This is a genomic window from Devosia sp. (genome assembly GCF_017307495.1).
GTDB lineage: Bacteria > Pseudomonadota > Alphaproteobacteria > Rhizobiales > Devosiaceae > Devosia_A.
Genome location: NZ_JAFKHE010000024.1, coordinates 89,621 through 105,637, shown reverse-complemented (window position 1 = coordinate 105,637; position 16,017 = coordinate 89,621). Strand labels below are relative to the sequence as shown.

The following is a 16,017-nucleotide window of genomic DNA, read 5'->3' as shown; positions in this document are numbered from 1 at the left end:
AGCCGCCCACCTCCCCATCCGCCTAGCCCTCTTCCATCCGTGCATTCCCCTGCCTAAGTTATCTCCACCTTCCTCTTCCCGAGTACCTTCATGTCCGAGCATCCCGCCTTCGAACTCGTCCGCGAACAGCAGATCGGGGAGATCAGTTCGCTGGCGCGGTTCTACCGGCACAAGAAGACCGGGGCAGAAGTGCTGAGCCTCATCAACGAGGACGAAAACAAGGTCTTCGGCGTGACGCTCAAGACGCCGCCCGAGGATTCGACCGGCGTCGCCCATATCCTCGAGCACTCGGTGCTGTGCGGCTCGCGCAAGTACCCGGTCAAGAAGCCGTTCGTGGAACTGCTCAAGGGCTCGCTCCACACCTTCCTCAACGCCATGACCTTCTCGGACAAGACCGCCTATCCGGTCGCGTCGCAGAACCTCAAGGACTTCTACAACCTCGTCGATGTCTATCTCGACGCGGTCTATTTCCCGCTGATCACCGAGGACACTTTCCGCCAGGAGGGCTGGCACTACGAACTCGACAACACCCAGGGCCCGATGGTGTTCAAGGGCGTGGTGTTCAACGAGATGAAGGGCGCCTACTCCTCGCCGGCAGCGCTGCTCGGCAAGGTCAGCCAGCTGTCGCTCTATCCGGATACGACCTATGGCGTGAATTCGGGTGGCGACCCCAAGGCGATCCCCGATCTCACCTACGAATATTTCAAGGACTTCCACTCGAGGTTCTACCACCCGTCGAACTCGCGCGTGGTGTTCTACGGCGACGACGATCCTGCCAAGCGCCTCGATATCCTCGAGGCGTACTTCAGCCAGTTCGAGCGCATCGACCCCAAGGCCGACGTTCCGCTGCAGAAGCGCTGGAACGCGCCGCGCCAGGTGCACGAGACCTATGCCGCGAGCCCGGACGAGGTGGGCGGCAAGAAGACCGCTATGGTCACGGTCAACTGGATGCTCGACGAGATCACCGATCCCGAGGCGATGCTGGCGCTCAACATCCTCGAGTCCGTGCTGGTCGGCACCCCGGCCGCGCCGCTGAGGAAAGCGCTGATCGATTCCGGCCTCGGCGAGGGGCTCACCGGCTCGGGCTTCGCCGATGGCATCCGTCAGCCGTACTTCACTTTCGGACTCAAGGGCATCGCCGACGATGCCGGCAGCAAGGTGCAGGATCTGATCATCGCCACGCTCGACTATCTGAGCCGGGAAGGTATCGATCCCAAGACGATCGAGGCGGCGGTGAACACGGCCGAATTCGCGCTGCGCGAGAACAATACCGGCTCGTTCCCGCGCGGCATCGCCCTGATGTTCCGCTCGATGGGGAGCTGGCTATATGGCCATGATCCGCTGGCGCCGCTGAGCTTCGAGGCACCGCTCAAGGCAATCAAGGACAAGCTGGCGGCCGGCGAGCGCGTGTTCGAAACGCTGATCCGGACGCACATCCTCAACAACCCGCATCGCACCACGGTGCTGCTTACCGCCGACCCGAACAAGGCGGCCGAGGAGAGTGCCGAGGAGCGGGCGCGGCTCGACGAGGCGCAGCAGGCGCTGGATGCAGCGGGCATCGCGGCGGTCGCCGAGCAGACGGCGCGGCTCAAGGCGCTGCAGGAGGCTGGCGATCCGCCCGAGGCGCTGGCCAGGATCCCGACGCTGACGCTCGCCGACCTGCCGCGCGCCAACAAGGCCATTCCGATCGCCAGGGAAGAGCTCGAGGGGGTGTCGCTCTACACCCACGACCTGCCGACCAGCGGCGTGGTCTATCTCGATCTCGGCTTCAACCTCGACCGGCTGCCCGGACGGCTGATGCCGTACCTGCCGCTGTTCATCCGGGCCCTGACGCAGACCGGCACCAGCAGGGAAGACTTCGTCTCGCTCACCCAGCGCATCGGCCGCACCACCGGCGGCGTCGGTGCCAACCGCTGGCTGTCGACGCGGCGCGACGGCGCGGGCACGGCGGCGTGGCTGTTCGTGCGCGGCAAGGCGACCACGGATCATGTCGGCGACCTGCTGTCGATCTTTCACGATGTCATCACCGATGCCCGCCTCGATAACCGCGAGCGCATCAAGCAGATGGTGCTCGAGAGCAAGGCCGGCTTCGAAAGCTCGCTCGCCGGGATGGGTAACGGCATCGTCTCGATGCGCGTGCGCGCCGGCTTCAGCGAGGCCGACTGGCTCAACGAGAAGCTTGGCGGCGTTTCCCACTACTTCTTCCTCAAGGACCTCATCGCCCAGATCGAGGGCAACTGGCCGGCGGTGCAGGCGGCGCTCGAGGAGATCCGTTCGCTGCTCATCGGCCGCAGCGGCATGATCGCCAACGTCACTGCCGACAACTTCGCCATCGGCGCGCTGCGACCGGAACTCGCGCGGTTCATCACCGGCCTGCCGGTCGGGGCAGGGCCCTCGCTCGAGGGCTGGGGGTTCGAACCGAGCCCGCAGTCCGAGGGGCTGACCTTCCCGGGCCAGGTCAACTACGTGGCCAAGGGCGCCAATTTGAAGGAACTCGGCTTCGCGCCGACCGGCGGCACCGCCGTCGCGATCAAGCACCTCAACACCACCTACATGTGGGATAAGGTGCGCGTGCAGGGCGGCGCCTATGGGGGCTCATCCGGGCTCGACCCGTTCGCCGGCACGTTCGCCTTCACGTCCTATCGCGATCCCAACCTGCTCGGCACGATCGATGTCTATGACAAGGCTTCGGCCTTCCTCAAAGCCGGCGTCGGCGAGCAGGACCTGGTCCGCTCCGTCATCGGGGTCATCGGCACGGTCGATACCTACCGGCTGCCGGACGCCAAGGGGTTCACCTCGCTGATCTGGGAGCTCTCGGGCGATACCGACGAAGCGCGCCAGCAACGGCGCGAGGAAATCCTCTCGGCCTCCAACCGCGACTTCAAGGCCCTGGCCGAGGCCCTCGACCAGGTGGCGCGCACGGGCCAGGTGGTGGTGCTGGGCTCGGAAACGGCGATTAAGGCCGCCAATGACGAGCGCGGCGGATTCCTTAAGGTGACGAAGGTCCTGTAGGGCCCGCCGCCAGGGCACTGCCGTCGCCCACCCATCAGCGTCATTCCCGGGCGAAGATGACGACCGACAATGGTGGGTGAAGAACAAGAGGAGCAGGCCATGTCCGAAGCCCAGATGATCGTCTGCCCGCACTGCGGCAGCACCAACCGTGTCGCGGCGGGCAAGCCGCTGGCCGAAGCCAAGTGCGGCAAGTGCCACGAGATGCTGTTCGACGGCCATCCCGCCGCCGTCGACGCGGCGCGGTTCGACAGGCAGATCAACCGCTCCGATGTGCCGGTGGTCGTCGATTTCTGGGCCGACTGGTGCGGCCCGTGCCACATGATGGCGCCGAGTTTCGAAGCTGCCGCCCGCGAACTCGAACCGAGGATGCGCTTCCTCAAGCTCGACACCGAGGCCGAACCCCAGGTCGCCGCGCGCTACGATATCCGTGGCATCCCCAACCTCATCGTCTTCCACAAGGGCAGCATCGTGACTCAGCGTGCCGGCGCCCTGGACGCGCGGTCTCTCATCGCCTGGCTGAGCCAGTACGCGCCGTAGCGGCGCCTCCCTCCCCTTGAGGGGAGGGATTGAGGGAGGGGTAGTTCTGTGATCGCCGACGGACCGGGCGAGAGGCAAGTGGTTGCCGCTCCCTGGCCGAAGGCCCCACCGGCTGCTGGTTTCACAACGGGGGTGGAGGGGGACTGCCGAACATGTCGCCGCGCGAGACCTCCTCATAGCCGTTAGGCTTATGGAGGGCCGCGAGGATGGCGCCGATCAGGCCGTGCTCGGCCTTGCCCTCGTGCTGGTGCGTCAGCTTGACCAGGTAGGCGGAGGTCGAATCCAGCCGGTTGGCCATCAGCCAGGCGATGCGGAAGGACAGTTCGGGATCCTGCCGGATGGCGGAGACGGCGTCATGGACGACGCGGACGGTCGTCGGGCGCTCCGCCCTGACCGTGGCGCTTGCTGGCGTGCCGAGGATGACGGACATTTCCCCCACAGGCGAGCCGGGCGTCGAGATCGTCGCGATCTTCACGCCGTCGCGCTCCACTGCGAGTTCTCCGCTCTCGAGCACGTAGAGGTCGCCGCCGGCGAGTCCCTGGATAAGGAGAGTCCTGCCTGCGGCGAGACTGAGGGTGGGATGCGCGGCGGCAAGTGCCAGGAGGCTCTGCATGTTCGGCTCCGTTTCAGTTTCTCGCGCAGCCTATTCGCTTCGATTGCTGGCGAATAGTGTGCTGATTCGGGGTTTCGTGCGTTTAGACTGGTCTCTGCACTGAATTGGTGAGCAATGCCGACGCCCTTCCTCGATCGCGACCTGCGCGTCACGCCCATCGACGCCTATATCGACCCGCCGGTGCCGCGGGCGCGGGCGATCATCACGCATGGGCATTCCGACCATGCCCGCTCCGGCCATGGGGCGGTGCTGGCGACGCCTGACACCATTGCCATCATGAAGGTGCGATACGGCGAGGATTGCGCCGGGCGCTTCCAACCACTCGCCTTCGATACGCCGCTGCAGGTGGACGACGTGACCATCACGCTGAAGCCGGCTGGCCACATCCTCGGCTCGGCGCAGGTGCTGATGGAGCATCGCGGGCAGCGCATCGTCGTCACCGGCGACTACAAGCGGCTCCGCGACCGCACCGCGCAGCCGTTCGAACTGGCCGAGTGCGATCTCCTCGTCACCGAGGCCACGTTCGGACTGCCGGTGTTCCAGCACCCGCGGCCGCTGGACGAGGTGGCGCGCCTGCTGCGCTCGGTTGCGACCTTCCCGGATCGCGCGCATGTCATCGGCTGCTATGCGCTCGGCAAGGCGCAGCGGATGATCGCGCTGCTGCGCGATGCCGGCTACGACGCGCCGATCTACCTGCATGGCGCCATGATCCGGCTGTGCGAACTCTATCAGGAGCGCGGCATCGACCTCGGCCTGCTCCGGCATTCGCTCGATGCCAGCAAGGGGGAGCTCGCTGGGCAGATCGTCGTCGCACCGCCGTCCGCCATCAAGGATCGCTGGAGCCGCAGGTTGCCCGATCCGGTTCTCGCCGTCGCCTCGGGCTGGATGAGCGTCAAGCAGCGGGCGCGGCAGTCGGGCGTCGAGCTGCCGCTCGTCATCTCCGACCATGCCGACTGGAACGAGCTCAACGCCACTATCCGGGAGAGCGGCGCGGGCAAGGTCTGGGTCACGCATGGGCGCGAGGATGCGCTCGTCTACCAGTGCCGCAAGCTGGGGCTCGAGGCCGAGCCGCTCAAGATCCAGGCCTTCGAGGAAGGCGAGGAGCAAGAGGGGCTCGACGAATGAGGCGCTTCGCCCAGCTGATGGAGCTGCTCGCCCTCACTCCGTCGCGTAACCGCAAGATCGAGGCGATGGCGCAGTACTTCCGCGAGACCCCCGATCCGGATCGCGGTATCGCACTGGCCATCCTCACCGGGGCGCTGACGTTCAAGAACGTGAAGCCGGCGATCCTGCGCGACGTCGTCCTTGCCGAGGTCGATCCGCATCTGTTCGCCCTCAGCTACGACTATGTCGGCGACCTCGGCGAGACCATCGCGCTGATCTGGCAGCACCACGGAGGAACCGAGCCGCTGCCGTCGCTGTCCGATCTGGTCGAGCTGTTCAACATGACCAGCAAGGCCGAGCTGCCGCGGCTCATCGGCTCGCTCCTCACCCGCGCCTCGATCAATGAGCGCTGGGCCCTGGTCAAGTTCGCCACCGGCGCGCTGCGCATCGGCGTCAATGCGCGCCTCGCCAAGACCGCGCTCGCCGAAATGAGCGGCATCGGACTGCAGGAGATCGAGGAGGTGTGGAACGGCATCAGCGCGCCCTATCCCGAACTCTTCGACTGGCTGGAGGGCAGGGCGGAACGCCCTGACATCGACCACACGGCGCGCTTCCACCCGCTGATGCTGTCCAACCCCATCGACGAGGAAAAGGACTTTGCCACCCTCGACCCGGCCGAATGGGTCGCCGAGTGGAAATGGGACGGCATCCGGGTCCAGATCATCGCCGCCAGGGGCAAGGTGTCGATGTTCTCGCGCACCGGCGACGACATCGCCGCTGCCTTCCCCGACATTGTCGACAACGTCTTCGGCGACGGCGTGCTCGATGGCGAACTGCTGGTCGGGGCCGATTTCGAGCCGCTGCCGTTCAACGACCTTCAGCAGCGGCTGAACCGCAAACAGGCTTCCATGAAACATCTGCAGACTTTACCTGCATTTTTGCGCGTCTATGACCTCATGTTCCAGGGCGGTACAGACATCCGCAGCCTGCCCTGGCGCGAGCGCCGGCAACGGCTCGAAGCCTGGTTCGCCGCCCACCCGCAGACCCGCCTCGACCTCTCGCCGATCGTCCCGTTCGAGAACTGGGAGCAACTCGCCGAGATCCGCCGCCGCGGCGCCGCCGAGCACGGCCACGAGGGCGTCATGCTGAAGCTGCGCTCGTCACCCTACGTGCCTGGTCGCCCTAAAGGCTTGTGGTACAAGTGGAAACGCGATCCGAACGTGGTCGACGCCATCCTCATGTACGCCCAGCGCGGTCACGGCAAACGCTCCTCGTTCTATTCCGATTACACCTTCGGGGTATGGAAGGGGAACGAGATCGTCCCCATCGGCAAGGCCTATTTCGGCTTCACCGACGAGGAACTGCGCCAGCTCGACAAGTGGGTGCGCAACAACACGGTCGCCAGCTTCGGCCCGGTCCGCGAGGTCAGCAAGGAACTCGTTTTCGAGGTAGCCTTTGATTCTGCTCAGCAATCCGGCCGGCACAAGTCCGGCATCGCGCTTCGCTTCCCGCGTATCAACCGGATAAGGTGGGACAAACCGGCCGCCGAGGCCGCGACACTTGAAGACATGCAGGTCTTCCTGTCGGCAACCTGAGGGCGTGGAAATGTCGCTTGCCGCCATCGAGAGAAAGATCATTGCCCTCGAGGGCGAGATGCTCGCCGCAGTGACCCGCGAGGACTTCGAGACTGCCGCTCGCCTGCGCGACGAGATCGTGCGGCTAAAGGGTGGCACCGCCGTGCGCAAGCCCCCGCCGGGCGAAATGGGGCTCGGCACGCAGGTGCCGGTGGTCGAGCCGCCAAAGGGCTGGAAACGCCCGAACAAGCCGAACCTGATGACGACGGTAAAGGGGCGGAAGCGCTAGCCTTTACTCCACCCGGTACCAGTCGCCATCGCCGACAATGGCATCGGGAGCCGGTGCTTCTTCGGCCCAGGCGATGAGCGGGGTTGTCGCAAGTGCCCCCGTGGCGACCATATGTATGATCGTTTCTAGCCCGGCGCGGCTGGTAACGACGATGCCGCCGCCTTCGATGGTCGCGCCGTCTGGAATCGCAGCCCCGGCTGCGGCCATTTCCTCGTCCGGCTTGCCGGAGAAGATCATCCTGAGCTCGAGGATGCCGTCCTTGTACCGGGCAACCCCGTACATCACACCTTCGCCGCTGGAGCCTTTGCTCAGTACACTGATCAAGTAGGTGCCGTCGTCGCGCGGCACGAAGTATGCGGTGATTTCCCCGGCCGCATCGACGTAAGTCCGCGTAGCCGGAACGAGGGACAGGCCTCCCGGTTGGTCGTCGGACCGGGTGAACTTGCCAGGCTCGTCCTCCTTGTATGTGACGAAGTCCAGGTTGGCGGGCAGCAGCTCGACGGCCTCATCGACCGGAACCAGCGCGCTCTTTGAGCTTACCACGCACCCCGTTAGTACCACCATCAGGCCAAATGCAAGCAGCGCAAGGGCGCCGCGACGCCAGTGAGCGAGTCGGTTCACGATCTCTGTCCTTTCGCAATGACACCCCACTGGACTGGCGACCTATGACCGCGCCATCTGCTCGTCGGCGAGCTTGCGGATCTCGCGCAACTCGCTGATCGTCGTCTCAAGGTCCTTCTTCTGCCGCTCGAGCAGGCCGAGCCGCTCGTCGACCTTCTCGATAAGCATGCTGACCTGGCGGGTCTGCGACTGGGCGTCGTAGAGGCTGAGATAATCCGAGATGTCGCGCAGCGAAAAGCCCAGGCGCTTGCCGCGCAGGATCAGGATCAGTCGTGCGCGGTCGCGACGGCGGAAGACGCGGGTGCTGCCGACGCGCTCCGGGTTGAGCAGGCCCTTGCTCTCGTAAAAGCGGATGGCCCGGGTCGAGATGCCGAATTCCCGGCTCAGGTCGGCGATCGCGAACAGGTCGCGGTTTTCGGGTTCAGGCCGGTTCATGCGTCTCGCCCCGCGCTGCGTATTCCTCGCGCAGCTCTTTCTTGCTCAGCTTGCCGATCAGCGTCTTGGGGAGCTGATCCTTGAAGATGATTTCCTTGGGCATTTCGATCTTGTTCAGGCTCTGCGCAAGGAATTTCTTGAGCTCGGCTTCCGAGGTCTGCTGGCCGTCCTTGAGCTTAACGAAGGCGACGGGCGCCTCGCCGCGATACTCGTCGGGCACGCCGATGACGTTGGCTTCTTCCACGGCTGGATGTTGCAGGATCGCCTCCTCGACATTGCGGGGGTAGACGTTGAAGCCCGAGCAGATGATCAGGTCCTTGATCCGGTCGACGATAAAGACATAGCCGTCATCGTCCATGATGCCGACATCGCCGGTGCGCAGCCAGCCGTCCATGAAGGCGGCTCGGGTGGCCTCGGGGTTGTCGTGATAGCCCAGCATCACCTGCGGCCCCTTCACCTGCAGCTCGCCGCGCTGGCCGAGGGGCACCACCTGATTGGTGTCCACGTCGACGAAGCGGATATCGGTGGCAGGCAGGGGCTGACCGATCGACCTGGGCTTGCTCGGCACACGCAGTGCGGCGCAGCAGACGACCGGCGACGCCTCGGTCAGGCCGTAGCCCTCGGCAAGCAGGGCGGTGCTGACCTTCGACCAGTTCTCGCGCACCTCGTCGCTCAGTGGCGCGCCGCCGGAGATGGCGACTTCCACCGAGACGAGGTGCGGCTTCGCGCGCTCGCCGGTCCTGGCCAGCGCCTGGATCAGGGTGGGCACGGCCGGCAGGACATTGGCGCCGGTGCGGCTCATCAACTGCAGGAACGCCTTGAGCTCGAAGCGGGGGAGCATCACCACCTGGGCGCCGACCGAGAGCGGCACGTTCATGCACACGGTCATGGAAAAGATGTGGAAGAACGGCAGCACGGCGACCACGCGGCTCGGCGGGTAGAACAGGCCGCAGCCCCAGGCGTCGATCTGGCTGAGATTGGCGGCGATATTGGCATGGCTCAACATCGCGCCCTTGGGCAGGCCCGTCGTACCGCCGGTATATTGCTGCACCGCGACATCAGACTTCGGATCGATTGTCACCGGTTGGGGGGCGAGCTTCCTGGCCAGCATCTGGTCGAAGCGGGTGATGCGGTCCGCGACGGTGGAGCGGTCGAGCTTTCGCAAGTCCCCGGATTTTGCCAGCTTGAACAACAACTTCTTGGGCCCGGGCAGGGCGTCTGGGAAGTGGCAGACGATCAGCTTCTTGACGTGGCCGGCCTCGGCCAGCTTCTCGGCCTTGTCGAACACCTGGCTGAGATCCAGGGTCACCATCAGCTCGGCGCCGGCATTGCCGACGATGTGGGTGAGTTCCTTGACGGTGTAGAGCGGGTTGCAGTTCACCACGATTCCGCCGGCGCGGAGAATGGCGTAGTAGGCGATGACGTAGAAGGGGGTGTTGGGGAGGAGGAGGGCGACGCGGGTGCCCTTGGCGATGCCGAACTCGGACTGCAGCGCGCCGGCGAAAGCATTGATTTGTTTGCCTAATTCTCCGTAACGGGTCTTCTTGCCGAGGAAGTCGAGGGCGTCGGACTGGGGGGTGCGGGCGCAGGCGGCGAGGACCTGTTCGTGGACGGGGGTGAGGTCCACCGGCGTATCCCAGGAGATGCCCTCGGGATAGTGACTAACCCACGGGCGTTCCATGCCTTTTTCGGGCTCGGTTGCCATCTCTCTCCTCCTCCGGCTGTGTCGCCAGTGTTGAAAAGAGTATTCCACCAAGTGACGTAAGCGTCAAATGGAGGACGTTGGAACTCGAACCAATCGGATGCCGTTGCTGCAGGAATGGACCGGCAGTCCTCCGCCATCTTTCATTGCACCTTCTGGACTTTTCGAATTGCCTTATACGTCGCCAGATTGACGTATACGTCAACTGGCGGTATTTTGTGGCGGATGGTGCTGGCTCGCGCCTAGACTCCCGTCTCGTGGAGTCGGTCCGGGCGGGCTCGCGAGGTGGTTGACCGTCACCTCCGGCGCGGCGCCAGTGCCGGTTCGGCAGAGGAGGATATCGATGGTCTGGGTGCTCCTTGTCCTGACGCTCGTCGCCATCGCGGTGCTCGCCATGCGTCGCGCTCCCCTGTGGCAGTGGGCGCTGGTGGCGCTGGTCGTCGGCGCGCTGAGCCGCATCTCGACGCACAATGGCCTGTGGCTGATGACGGACACGCTCGGGTGGGTGCTGGCGCTGTTGCCGGCCGCGATCCTGGCGCTGCTCGCGCTGACGCCGGTGCGCAGGGTCATCCTTACCGGGCCGGCCTATGGCATCGTGAAGTCGATCCTGCCGCGCGTGAGCCGGACTGAGCAGGAGGCGCTCGACGCCGGTACGGTCGGCTGGGACGCGGAACTGTTCTCAGGCCGGCCGGACTGGACCAAGCTGCTCGGGGTGCGCAAGCCGACGCTCTCGACCGAGGAGCAGGCCTTCCTCGACGGGCCGGTCGAGAAGGTCTGCGCGATGATCGACGACTGGGATACGCGCAACAATCGCGCCGACCTGCCGCCGGCCGTGTGGACCTATCTCAAGGAGCAGGGGTTCCTGGGCATGCTGATCGGCCGCGAGCATGGCGGTCTCGGCTTTTCTGCCCAGGCGCAGAGCCAGGTGGTGAGCAAGATCGCCTCGCGCTCGATCGCCGCGGGCATCACGGTGATGGTGCCCAACTCGCTCGGGCCGGGCGAACTGCTCGAGAAATACGGCACCGAGGACCAGAAGAAGAAGTATCTCGGCCGCCTCGCCAAGGGCCAGGAAGTGCCGTGCTTTGCGCTCACCGGCCCGCATGCCGGCTCGGATGCGGCCGGCATGCGCGATGTCGGCGTGGTCTGCTACGACATGTACGAGGGCAAGAAGACGCTGGGCGTCAAGCTCAGCTGGGACAAGCGCTACATCACGCTGGCGCCGGTGGCGACGCTGCTCGGCCTCGCCTTCCACCTGCATGACCCCGAGCACCTGATCGGCGAGGTCGACAATGTCGGCATCACGCTGGCGCTGGTGCCAGCCAAGTTCCCGGGCGTCAAGATCGGGCGCCGGCATTACCCGTCGCGCTCGGCCTTCATGAACGGCCCGACCCAGGGCCGCAATGTCTTTATCCCGATGGATTTCCTCATCGGCGGCAAGGAGTATGTCGGGCAGGGCTGGCGCATGCTGATGGAGTGCCTTGCCACCGGGCGCGCCATCTCTTTGCCGGCCATCGGCACGGTGTCGATCAAGTACGCGCTGCGCGTCACCTCGGCCTATGCCCGCATCCGCCGCCAGTTCGGCATTCCGGTCGGGCTGATGGAAGGCGTCGCCGAGCCGCTGAGCCGCATGGTCCGCTGGTCCTATCTCTACGAGGCCTCGCGCGCGCTCACCGCGTCGATGGTCGATGAAGGCCAGCGCCCCTCGGTGCTGTCGGCGCTGCTCAAGTACCGCACCACCGAGGCGATGCGATCGGCCTTCAACGACGCCATGGACATCCATGGCGGCCGCGCCGTGCAGGACGGGCCGACCAACTACCTGTTCTCGGGCTATGCCACGACGCCGGTGGCGATCACGGTGGAAGGCGCGAACATCCTGACGCGCACGCTGATCACCTTCGCGCAGGGGGCGCTGCGCGCGCATCCCTACCTCTATGCCGAAATTTCAGCGGCGCAGAACAAGGACAGGAAGGCCGGCATCGCCGCGTTCGACAAGGCCTTCACCGGACATGTCGGCTTCATGCTGCGCAACATGGTTGGCAGCTTCCTGCATGCGATCAGTCTTGGCGCCTTTGCGTCAACCCCGGTCGATCACGAGATGGCGGGCTGGTACAGGCAACTCGCCCGCTACAGCCAGAGCTTTGCACTGGTCGGCGACTGGACCGTGGCGTTCCTCGGCGGCGATCTCAAGCGCAAGCAGCGGCTTTCAGGCCGCATGGCCGATATCCTCTCGGACCTCTACCTGCTGTCGGCCACGCTGAAGCGCTACGAGGACGACGGCCGGCTCGAGGAGGATCGCCCGGTGGTCAACGCCATTGCCCGCGACCTGATCTTTTCGATCGAGCAGAGCTTTGCCGCCGTGTTCGCCAACTTCCCCAATTTCGTGCTGCGGAACGCGATGCGCTTGCTTGTGTTCCCCCTCGGACGCCATGCCAAGCCGGCCACGGATCGCGAGACCTACCGCCTGGCACGCTCGGTGTTGCAGCCCGGCGCCTTCCGCGACCGGCTGACCAAGGGGGTATATGTCTCGATGGATCCCAAGGACATCACGGGTGTGCTCGAGGATGCGCTGGTCAAGGTCACCGGCGCAGCCGAAATCGAGACCAAGTTCATCCGCGCCATCAAGAAGGGCGTGGTCGAACGCCGGCTCGACCGCGATGCGATTTCCGACGCGGTTGAAAAGGGCGTGCTGACCGAAGCCGAGGCGGCAACGCTCCGGCTCGCCGACCACGCCACCGACCGCGTCATCAAGGTCGACGACTTCGATCCGGACGAACTGGGATCCAGGCAGTTGCGCCGCGAACGGCCGATCGAAGAAGCCGCCGAATAAAGACCAGCAAGGAGCCGGAAATGGCCCAGATGCAGACCCCAAACGTGCAAATGCCGCCGAGCCGTGCCTTCACGTTCCACCTCGATTTCGAGGGCCTGGGCTGGCTGACCATTGACGTGCCGGATGCGCCGGTCAACACGCTGAGCCGCGAGACGCTGGCGGAACTGGCCGGCATCGTCACCGCCCTCGAGGAGATGGCCAGTTCGGGCGAGCTCAAGGGCGTGGTCCTGCTCTCGGGCAAGGACAGCGGCTTCATCGCCGGGGCTGACATCACCGAATTCGACGAAATGAGCGATCCCGGCGTGCTGCGCGCCGCGCTCGACCGGGCGCATGGGCTGTTCGACCGCATCGAGGCGCTGAAGGTGCCGGTGGTGGCCGGTATCCACGGCTTCTGCCTCGGCGGTGGGCTGGAGCTGGCACTCGCCTGCCACTACCGGGTGGCGGTGAACGACGACAGGACGCGGCTCGGCTTCCCCGAGGTCAACCTTGGCATCTTCCCGGGTTTCGGCGGCTCGGGCCGCTCGATCCGGCAGGCCGGGCCGGTCGATGCGATGCAGATCATGCTGACCGGCAAGCTGCTGCGCGCCAGCCCGGCCCGCCGCATGGGGCTGGTCGACAAGCTGGTGCGGGTGCGCGACACGCTGCGCTGGGAGGCGCGCAAGGCCGTGCTGCAGGCGAGGAAGAGCAGCCCGGCGCCCTTCACCAAGCGCGTCATGGCGCTTGGACCGGTGCGTGGCTATGTCGCCAACAAGATGCGCGCCGAGGTCGGCAGGAAGGCCAAGCCCGAGCACTATCCTGCCCCGTACTCGCTGATCGAGCTGTTCGAGCAGCATGGCGACGACTGGCGCGCCATGAAACGGGGCGAGGCCGAACGCTTCATCCCGCTGATGAACTCCAACACGTCGAAGAACCTGCGTCGGGTGTTCTTCCTGTCCGAAGGCCTCAAGAAGCAGGGCGTACGCGGCAAGGACAAGCCGGTTTTCCGGCGCGTGCACGTGATCGGCGCCGGCGTGATGGGCGGCGACATTGCTGCCTGGTGCGCGCTGCGCGGCATGGGGGTGACGCTGCAGGATCTCGACATGGAGCGTATCAAGCCGGCGCTCGACCGGGCCAAGGCGCTGTTCAGGAAGCGGCTCAGGTCCAAGACCGAGATCGACAACGCCGTGGCGCGGCTCGAGGCCGACGTTACCGGCAAGGGCCTTGCCCGCGCCGACGTGGTGATCGAGGCGGTGGTCGAAAACCTCGAGATCAAGCGCAAGATCTTCGCCGAGGCCGAGCTCAAGACCAGGCCGGGCGCGATCCTTGCCACCAATACGTCCTCGATCGAGCTCGAGCGCATCGCCGAGAACCTGACGGCGCCCGGCCGGCTGATCGGGCTGCATTTCTTCAACCCGGTGGCGCAACTGCCGCTGGTCGAGGTGATCCGCTCGCGCTTCAACGCCGATGCCGACATCGCCCGTGGCGCGGCCTTTGCGCTCGCCATCGGCAAGTCGCCGGTGGTGGTGAAGTCGGCGCCGGGCTTCCTCGTCAACCGCGTGTTGATGCCCTACATGCTGGGCGCGGTGCAGCGGGTCGAAGCGGGCGCCAACAAGGAGCAGATCGATGCCGCCGCGGTGGCCTTCGGCATGCCGATGGGGCCGATCGAGCTGATGGACACCGTCGGCCTCGACGTCGGCAAGTCGGTGGCCGAGGAACTGGGCAATCCGGTGGCGCCCGACAGCCAGTTCGCACGGCTGATCGCCGACAGGAAGCTGGGCCGCAAGACCGGGCAGGGCTTCTATACCTGGAGCAACGGCAAGGCGGTGAAGGGCGAGGTGCCGCCGCATCCCGATCTCGCGGGACTCGGGCGCGAGCTGGTGCAGCCGCTGGTCAATGCCACGGCCGTTGCAGTGGCCGAGGGCGTCGTCGCGTCGGACGACCTGGCCGATATCGGCGTCATCTACGGGACGGGCTTCGCGCCGTTCCTCGGAGGGCCGATGCAGGCCCGCAAGGACGGGAGGGCCTGATGGCTGAACTGAGGAAAGTCGCCATTGTCGGTTCGGCCCGCATCCCTTTCGCCCGCGCCTATACGGGCTATGCCGAGGAGGGGAACCTCACGATGCTCGGCGCGGCGCTGGGCGGGCTGGTCGAGAAATACAACCTCAGGGGCGAGCATATCGGCGAGGTGATGGCCGGCGCCGTGCTGAGCCACAGCCGCGATTTCAACCTCGCCCGCGAGGCCAGCCTCGATGCCGGGCTGTCGCCGCGCACGCCGGGCACGAACGTGCAGATCGCCTGCGGGACCTCGCTGCAGGCTGCGCTGGCGCTGGGCGCCAAGATCGCGATCGGCGAGATCGACAGCGCCATCGCGGCGGGAACGGATACGGTTTCCGACAGTCCCGTCGTCTTCGGCGACAAGTTCCAGCACCGTGCCATTAACCTCAGTCGGGCCCGGACGACTGGCGAGAAGCTCAAGGCGTTCAAGGGCTTCAACCTCGGCGAGTTGACGCCGGTGGCGCCCTCGACGCAGGAGCCGCGTACCGGCCTCTCGATGGGCCAGCATTGCGAGCTGATGGCGCGGCAATGGGACATTTCGCGCGAGGAGCAGGATGCGCTGGCGCTCAGGAGCCACCAGAACGCGGCGCGCGCCTATGACGAGGGCTTTCACGACGACCTCGTGGTGCCCTTCGCCGGGGTGCTGAAGGACAACAACGTGCGCGCCGACACCAGCCTCGAGAAGATGGCGACGATGAAGCCGGCCTTCGACAAGCAATCAGGGCACGGCACGCTGACCGCCGCCAATTCGACGCCGCTGACCGACGGAGCGGCCTCGGTGCTGCTGGCCAGCGAGGACTGGGCCCGGGCGCGCGGTCTGCCCGTGCTGGCCTACCTGACGCTGGGGCAGGTGGCGGCCAACGATTTCGCCGGCGGCGAGGGACTGCTGATGGCGCCGACGATTGCCGTGAGCGAGATGCTCAGGCGCTCGAACCTGACGTTCGCCGATATCGACCTGTTCGAGATCCACGAGGCCTTCGCGGCGCAGGTACTGGCGACCCTCAAGGCCTGGCGCGACCCGGACTACAATCGCGTGACGCTCGGGCGCGACACGCCGCTGGGCGAGATCGACCCGGATCGGATCAACGTGCGCGGTTCGAGCCTCGCCTACGGGCATCCGTTCGCGGCGACCGGCGCCAGAATCCTCGGCCTGACGGCCAAGTCACTGGCGACCTCGGGCAAGCAACGCGCGCTGATTTCGGTGTGCACTGCAGGCGGCATGGGCGTAGCGGCACTGGTCGAAAGAGCCGCCTGAGCGCCACATTTTCC

General features: G+C 65.9%; 12 protein-coding genes. 8 read left to right on the top strand and 4 right to left on the bottom strand.

What is annotated here, in order from left to right; translation table 11 throughout:
* Positions 1–90: 90 nt before the first annotated feature.
* Both J0I99_RS15610 and trxC read left to right on the top strand, forming a co-directional pair.
* On the top strand, positions 91–3,012 hold the full coding sequence (locus tag J0I99_RS15610; RefSeq protein ID WP_291398552.1) for an insulinase family protein: 2,922 nt from the start codon (positions 91–93) through the stop codon (positions 3,010–3,012).
* Between the two features lie 99 nt (positions 3,013–3,111).
* Positions 3,112–3,549, top strand: a complete 438-nt coding sequence (gene trxC / locus J0I99_RS15605; protein WP_291391605.1) for a thioredoxin TrxC — start codon at positions 3,112–3,114, stop codon at positions 3,547–3,549.
* Positions 3,550–3,670: 121 nt separating this feature from the next.
* On the opposite strand, the gene J0I99_RS15600 is transcribed toward trxC, so the two are convergent.
* On the bottom strand, positions 3,671–4,162 hold the full coding sequence (locus J0I99_RS15600; protein WP_291398551.1) for a Crp/Fnr family transcriptional regulator: 492 nt from the start codon (positions 4,160–4,162) through the stop codon (positions 3,671–3,673).
* 114 nt (positions 4,163–4,276) lie between these two features.
* Between J0I99_RS15600 and J0I99_RS15595 the strand changes: the two genes are divergently transcribed.
* From J0I99_RS15595 to J0I99_RS15585, 3 genes are read left to right on the top strand one after another with little or no spacing between them, the layout of a single operon-like run.
* On the top strand, positions 4,277–5,287 hold the full coding sequence (locus tag J0I99_RS15595; protein ID WP_291398550.1) for a ligase-associated DNA damage response exonuclease: 1,011 nt from the start codon (positions 4,277–4,279) through the stop codon (positions 5,285–5,287).
* A complete protein-coding gene (locus J0I99_RS15590) occupies positions 5,284–6,861 on the top strand; it encodes a cisplatin damage response ATP-dependent DNA ligase (RefSeq protein WP_291398549.1) in 1,578 nt (525 codons plus the stop codon). Before J0I99_RS15595 ends, J0I99_RS15590 begins: the two co-directional genes overlap by 4 nt.
* Positions 6,862–6,871: 10 nt before the next feature.
* On the top strand, positions 6,872–7,129 hold the full coding sequence (locus tag J0I99_RS15585; RefSeq protein WP_291398548.1) for a UvrB/UvrC motif-containing protein: 258 nt from the start codon (positions 6,872–6,874) through the stop codon (positions 7,127–7,129).
* Between the two features lie 3 nt (positions 7,130–7,132).
* On the opposite strand, the gene J0I99_RS15580 is transcribed toward J0I99_RS15585, so the two are convergent.
* Genes J0I99_RS15580 through J0I99_RS15570 form a run of 3 tightly spaced genes read right to left on the bottom strand, consistent with a single transcriptional unit; the run spans position 7,133 to position 9,890 of the window.
* Positions 7,133–7,750 carry a hypothetical protein gene (locus tag J0I99_RS15580; RefSeq protein ID WP_291398547.1) on the bottom strand — a complete coding sequence of 206 codons (618 nt, stop codon included), beginning with the start codon at positions 7,748–7,750 and terminating at the stop codon, positions 7,133–7,135.
* 42 nt (positions 7,751–7,792) lie between these two features.
* The gene (locus J0I99_RS15575; protein ID WP_291391599.1) at positions 7,793–8,185 is read right to left on the bottom strand and encodes a MerR family transcriptional regulator; all 393 of its coding nucleotides are present in this window, start codon (positions 8,183–8,185) and stop codon (positions 7,793–7,795) included.
* Positions 8,172–9,890 carry a long-chain fatty acid--CoA ligase gene (locus J0I99_RS15570; protein WP_291398546.1) on the bottom strand — a complete coding sequence of 573 codons (1,719 nt, stop codon included), beginning with the start codon at positions 9,888–9,890 and terminating at the stop codon, positions 8,172–8,174. Before J0I99_RS15570 ends, J0I99_RS15575 begins: the two co-directional genes overlap by 14 nt.
* 340 nt (positions 9,891–10,230) lie before the next feature.
* On the opposite strand from J0I99_RS15570, the gene J0I99_RS15565 reads away from it, so the two are divergent.
* From J0I99_RS15565 to J0I99_RS15555, 3 genes are read left to right on the top strand one after another with little or no spacing between them, the layout of a single operon-like run.
* Positions 10,231–12,714, top strand: coding sequence for an acyl-CoA dehydrogenase (locus tag J0I99_RS15565; protein ID WP_291398545.1), 2,484 nt, complete (start codon positions 10,231–10,233; stop codon positions 12,712–12,714).
* Between the two features lie 20 nt (positions 12,715–12,734).
* Positions 12,735–14,720: a 3-hydroxyacyl-CoA dehydrogenase NAD-binding domain-containing protein gene (locus tag J0I99_RS15560; RefSeq protein ID WP_291398544.1), complete on the top strand. Its 1,986-nt coding sequence runs from the start codon at positions 12,735–12,737 to the stop codon at positions 14,718–14,720.
* Positions 14,720–16,003, top strand: a complete 1,284-nt coding sequence (locus tag J0I99_RS15555) for an acetyl-CoA C-acetyltransferase (protein WP_363278339.1) — start codon at positions 14,720–14,722, stop codon at positions 16,001–16,003. Before J0I99_RS15560 ends, J0I99_RS15555 begins: the two co-directional genes overlap by 1 nt.
* Positions 16,004–16,017 lie beyond the last annotated feature (14 nt).

Coding starts and splice junctions, on each gene's coding strand:
- J0I99_RS15610 (WP_291398552.1), top strand. CDS start 91: ATGTCCGAGCATCCCGCCTTCGAACTCGTCCGCGAACAGCAGATCGGG.
- trxC (WP_291391605.1), top strand. CDS start 3,112: ATGTCCGAAGCCCAGATGATCGTCTGCCCGCACTGCGGCAGCACCAAC.
- J0I99_RS15600 (WP_291398551.1), bottom strand. CDS start 4,162: ATGCAGAGCCTCCTGGCACTTGCCGCCGCGCATCCCACCCTCAGTCTC.
- J0I99_RS15595 (WP_291398550.1), top strand. CDS start 4,277: ATGCCGACGCCCTTCCTCGATCGCGACCTGCGCGTCACGCCCATCGAC.
- J0I99_RS15590 (WP_291398549.1), top strand. CDS start 5,284: ATGAGGCGCTTCGCCCAGCTGATGGAGCTGCTCGCCCTCACTCCGTCG.
- J0I99_RS15585 (WP_291398548.1), top strand. CDS start 6,872: ATGTCGCTTGCCGCCATCGAGAGAAAGATCATTGCCCTCGAGGGCGAG.
- J0I99_RS15575 (WP_291391599.1), bottom strand. CDS start 8,185: ATGAACCGGCCTGAACCCGAAAACCGCGACCTGTTCGCGATCGCCGAC.
- J0I99_RS15570 (WP_291398546.1), bottom strand. CDS start 9,890: ATGGCAACCGAGCCCGAAAAAGGCATGGAACGCCCGTGGGTTAGTCAC.
- J0I99_RS15565 (WP_291398545.1), top strand. CDS start 10,231: ATGGTCTGGGTGCTCCTTGTCCTGACGCTCGTCGCCATCGCGGTGCTC.
- J0I99_RS15560 (WP_291398544.1), top strand. CDS start 12,735: ATGGCCCAGATGCAGACCCCAAACGTGCAAATGCCGCCGAGCCGTGCC.
- J0I99_RS15555 (WP_363278339.1), top strand. CDS start 14,720: ATGGCTGAACTGAGGAAAGTCGCCATTGTCGGTTCGGCCCGCATCCCT.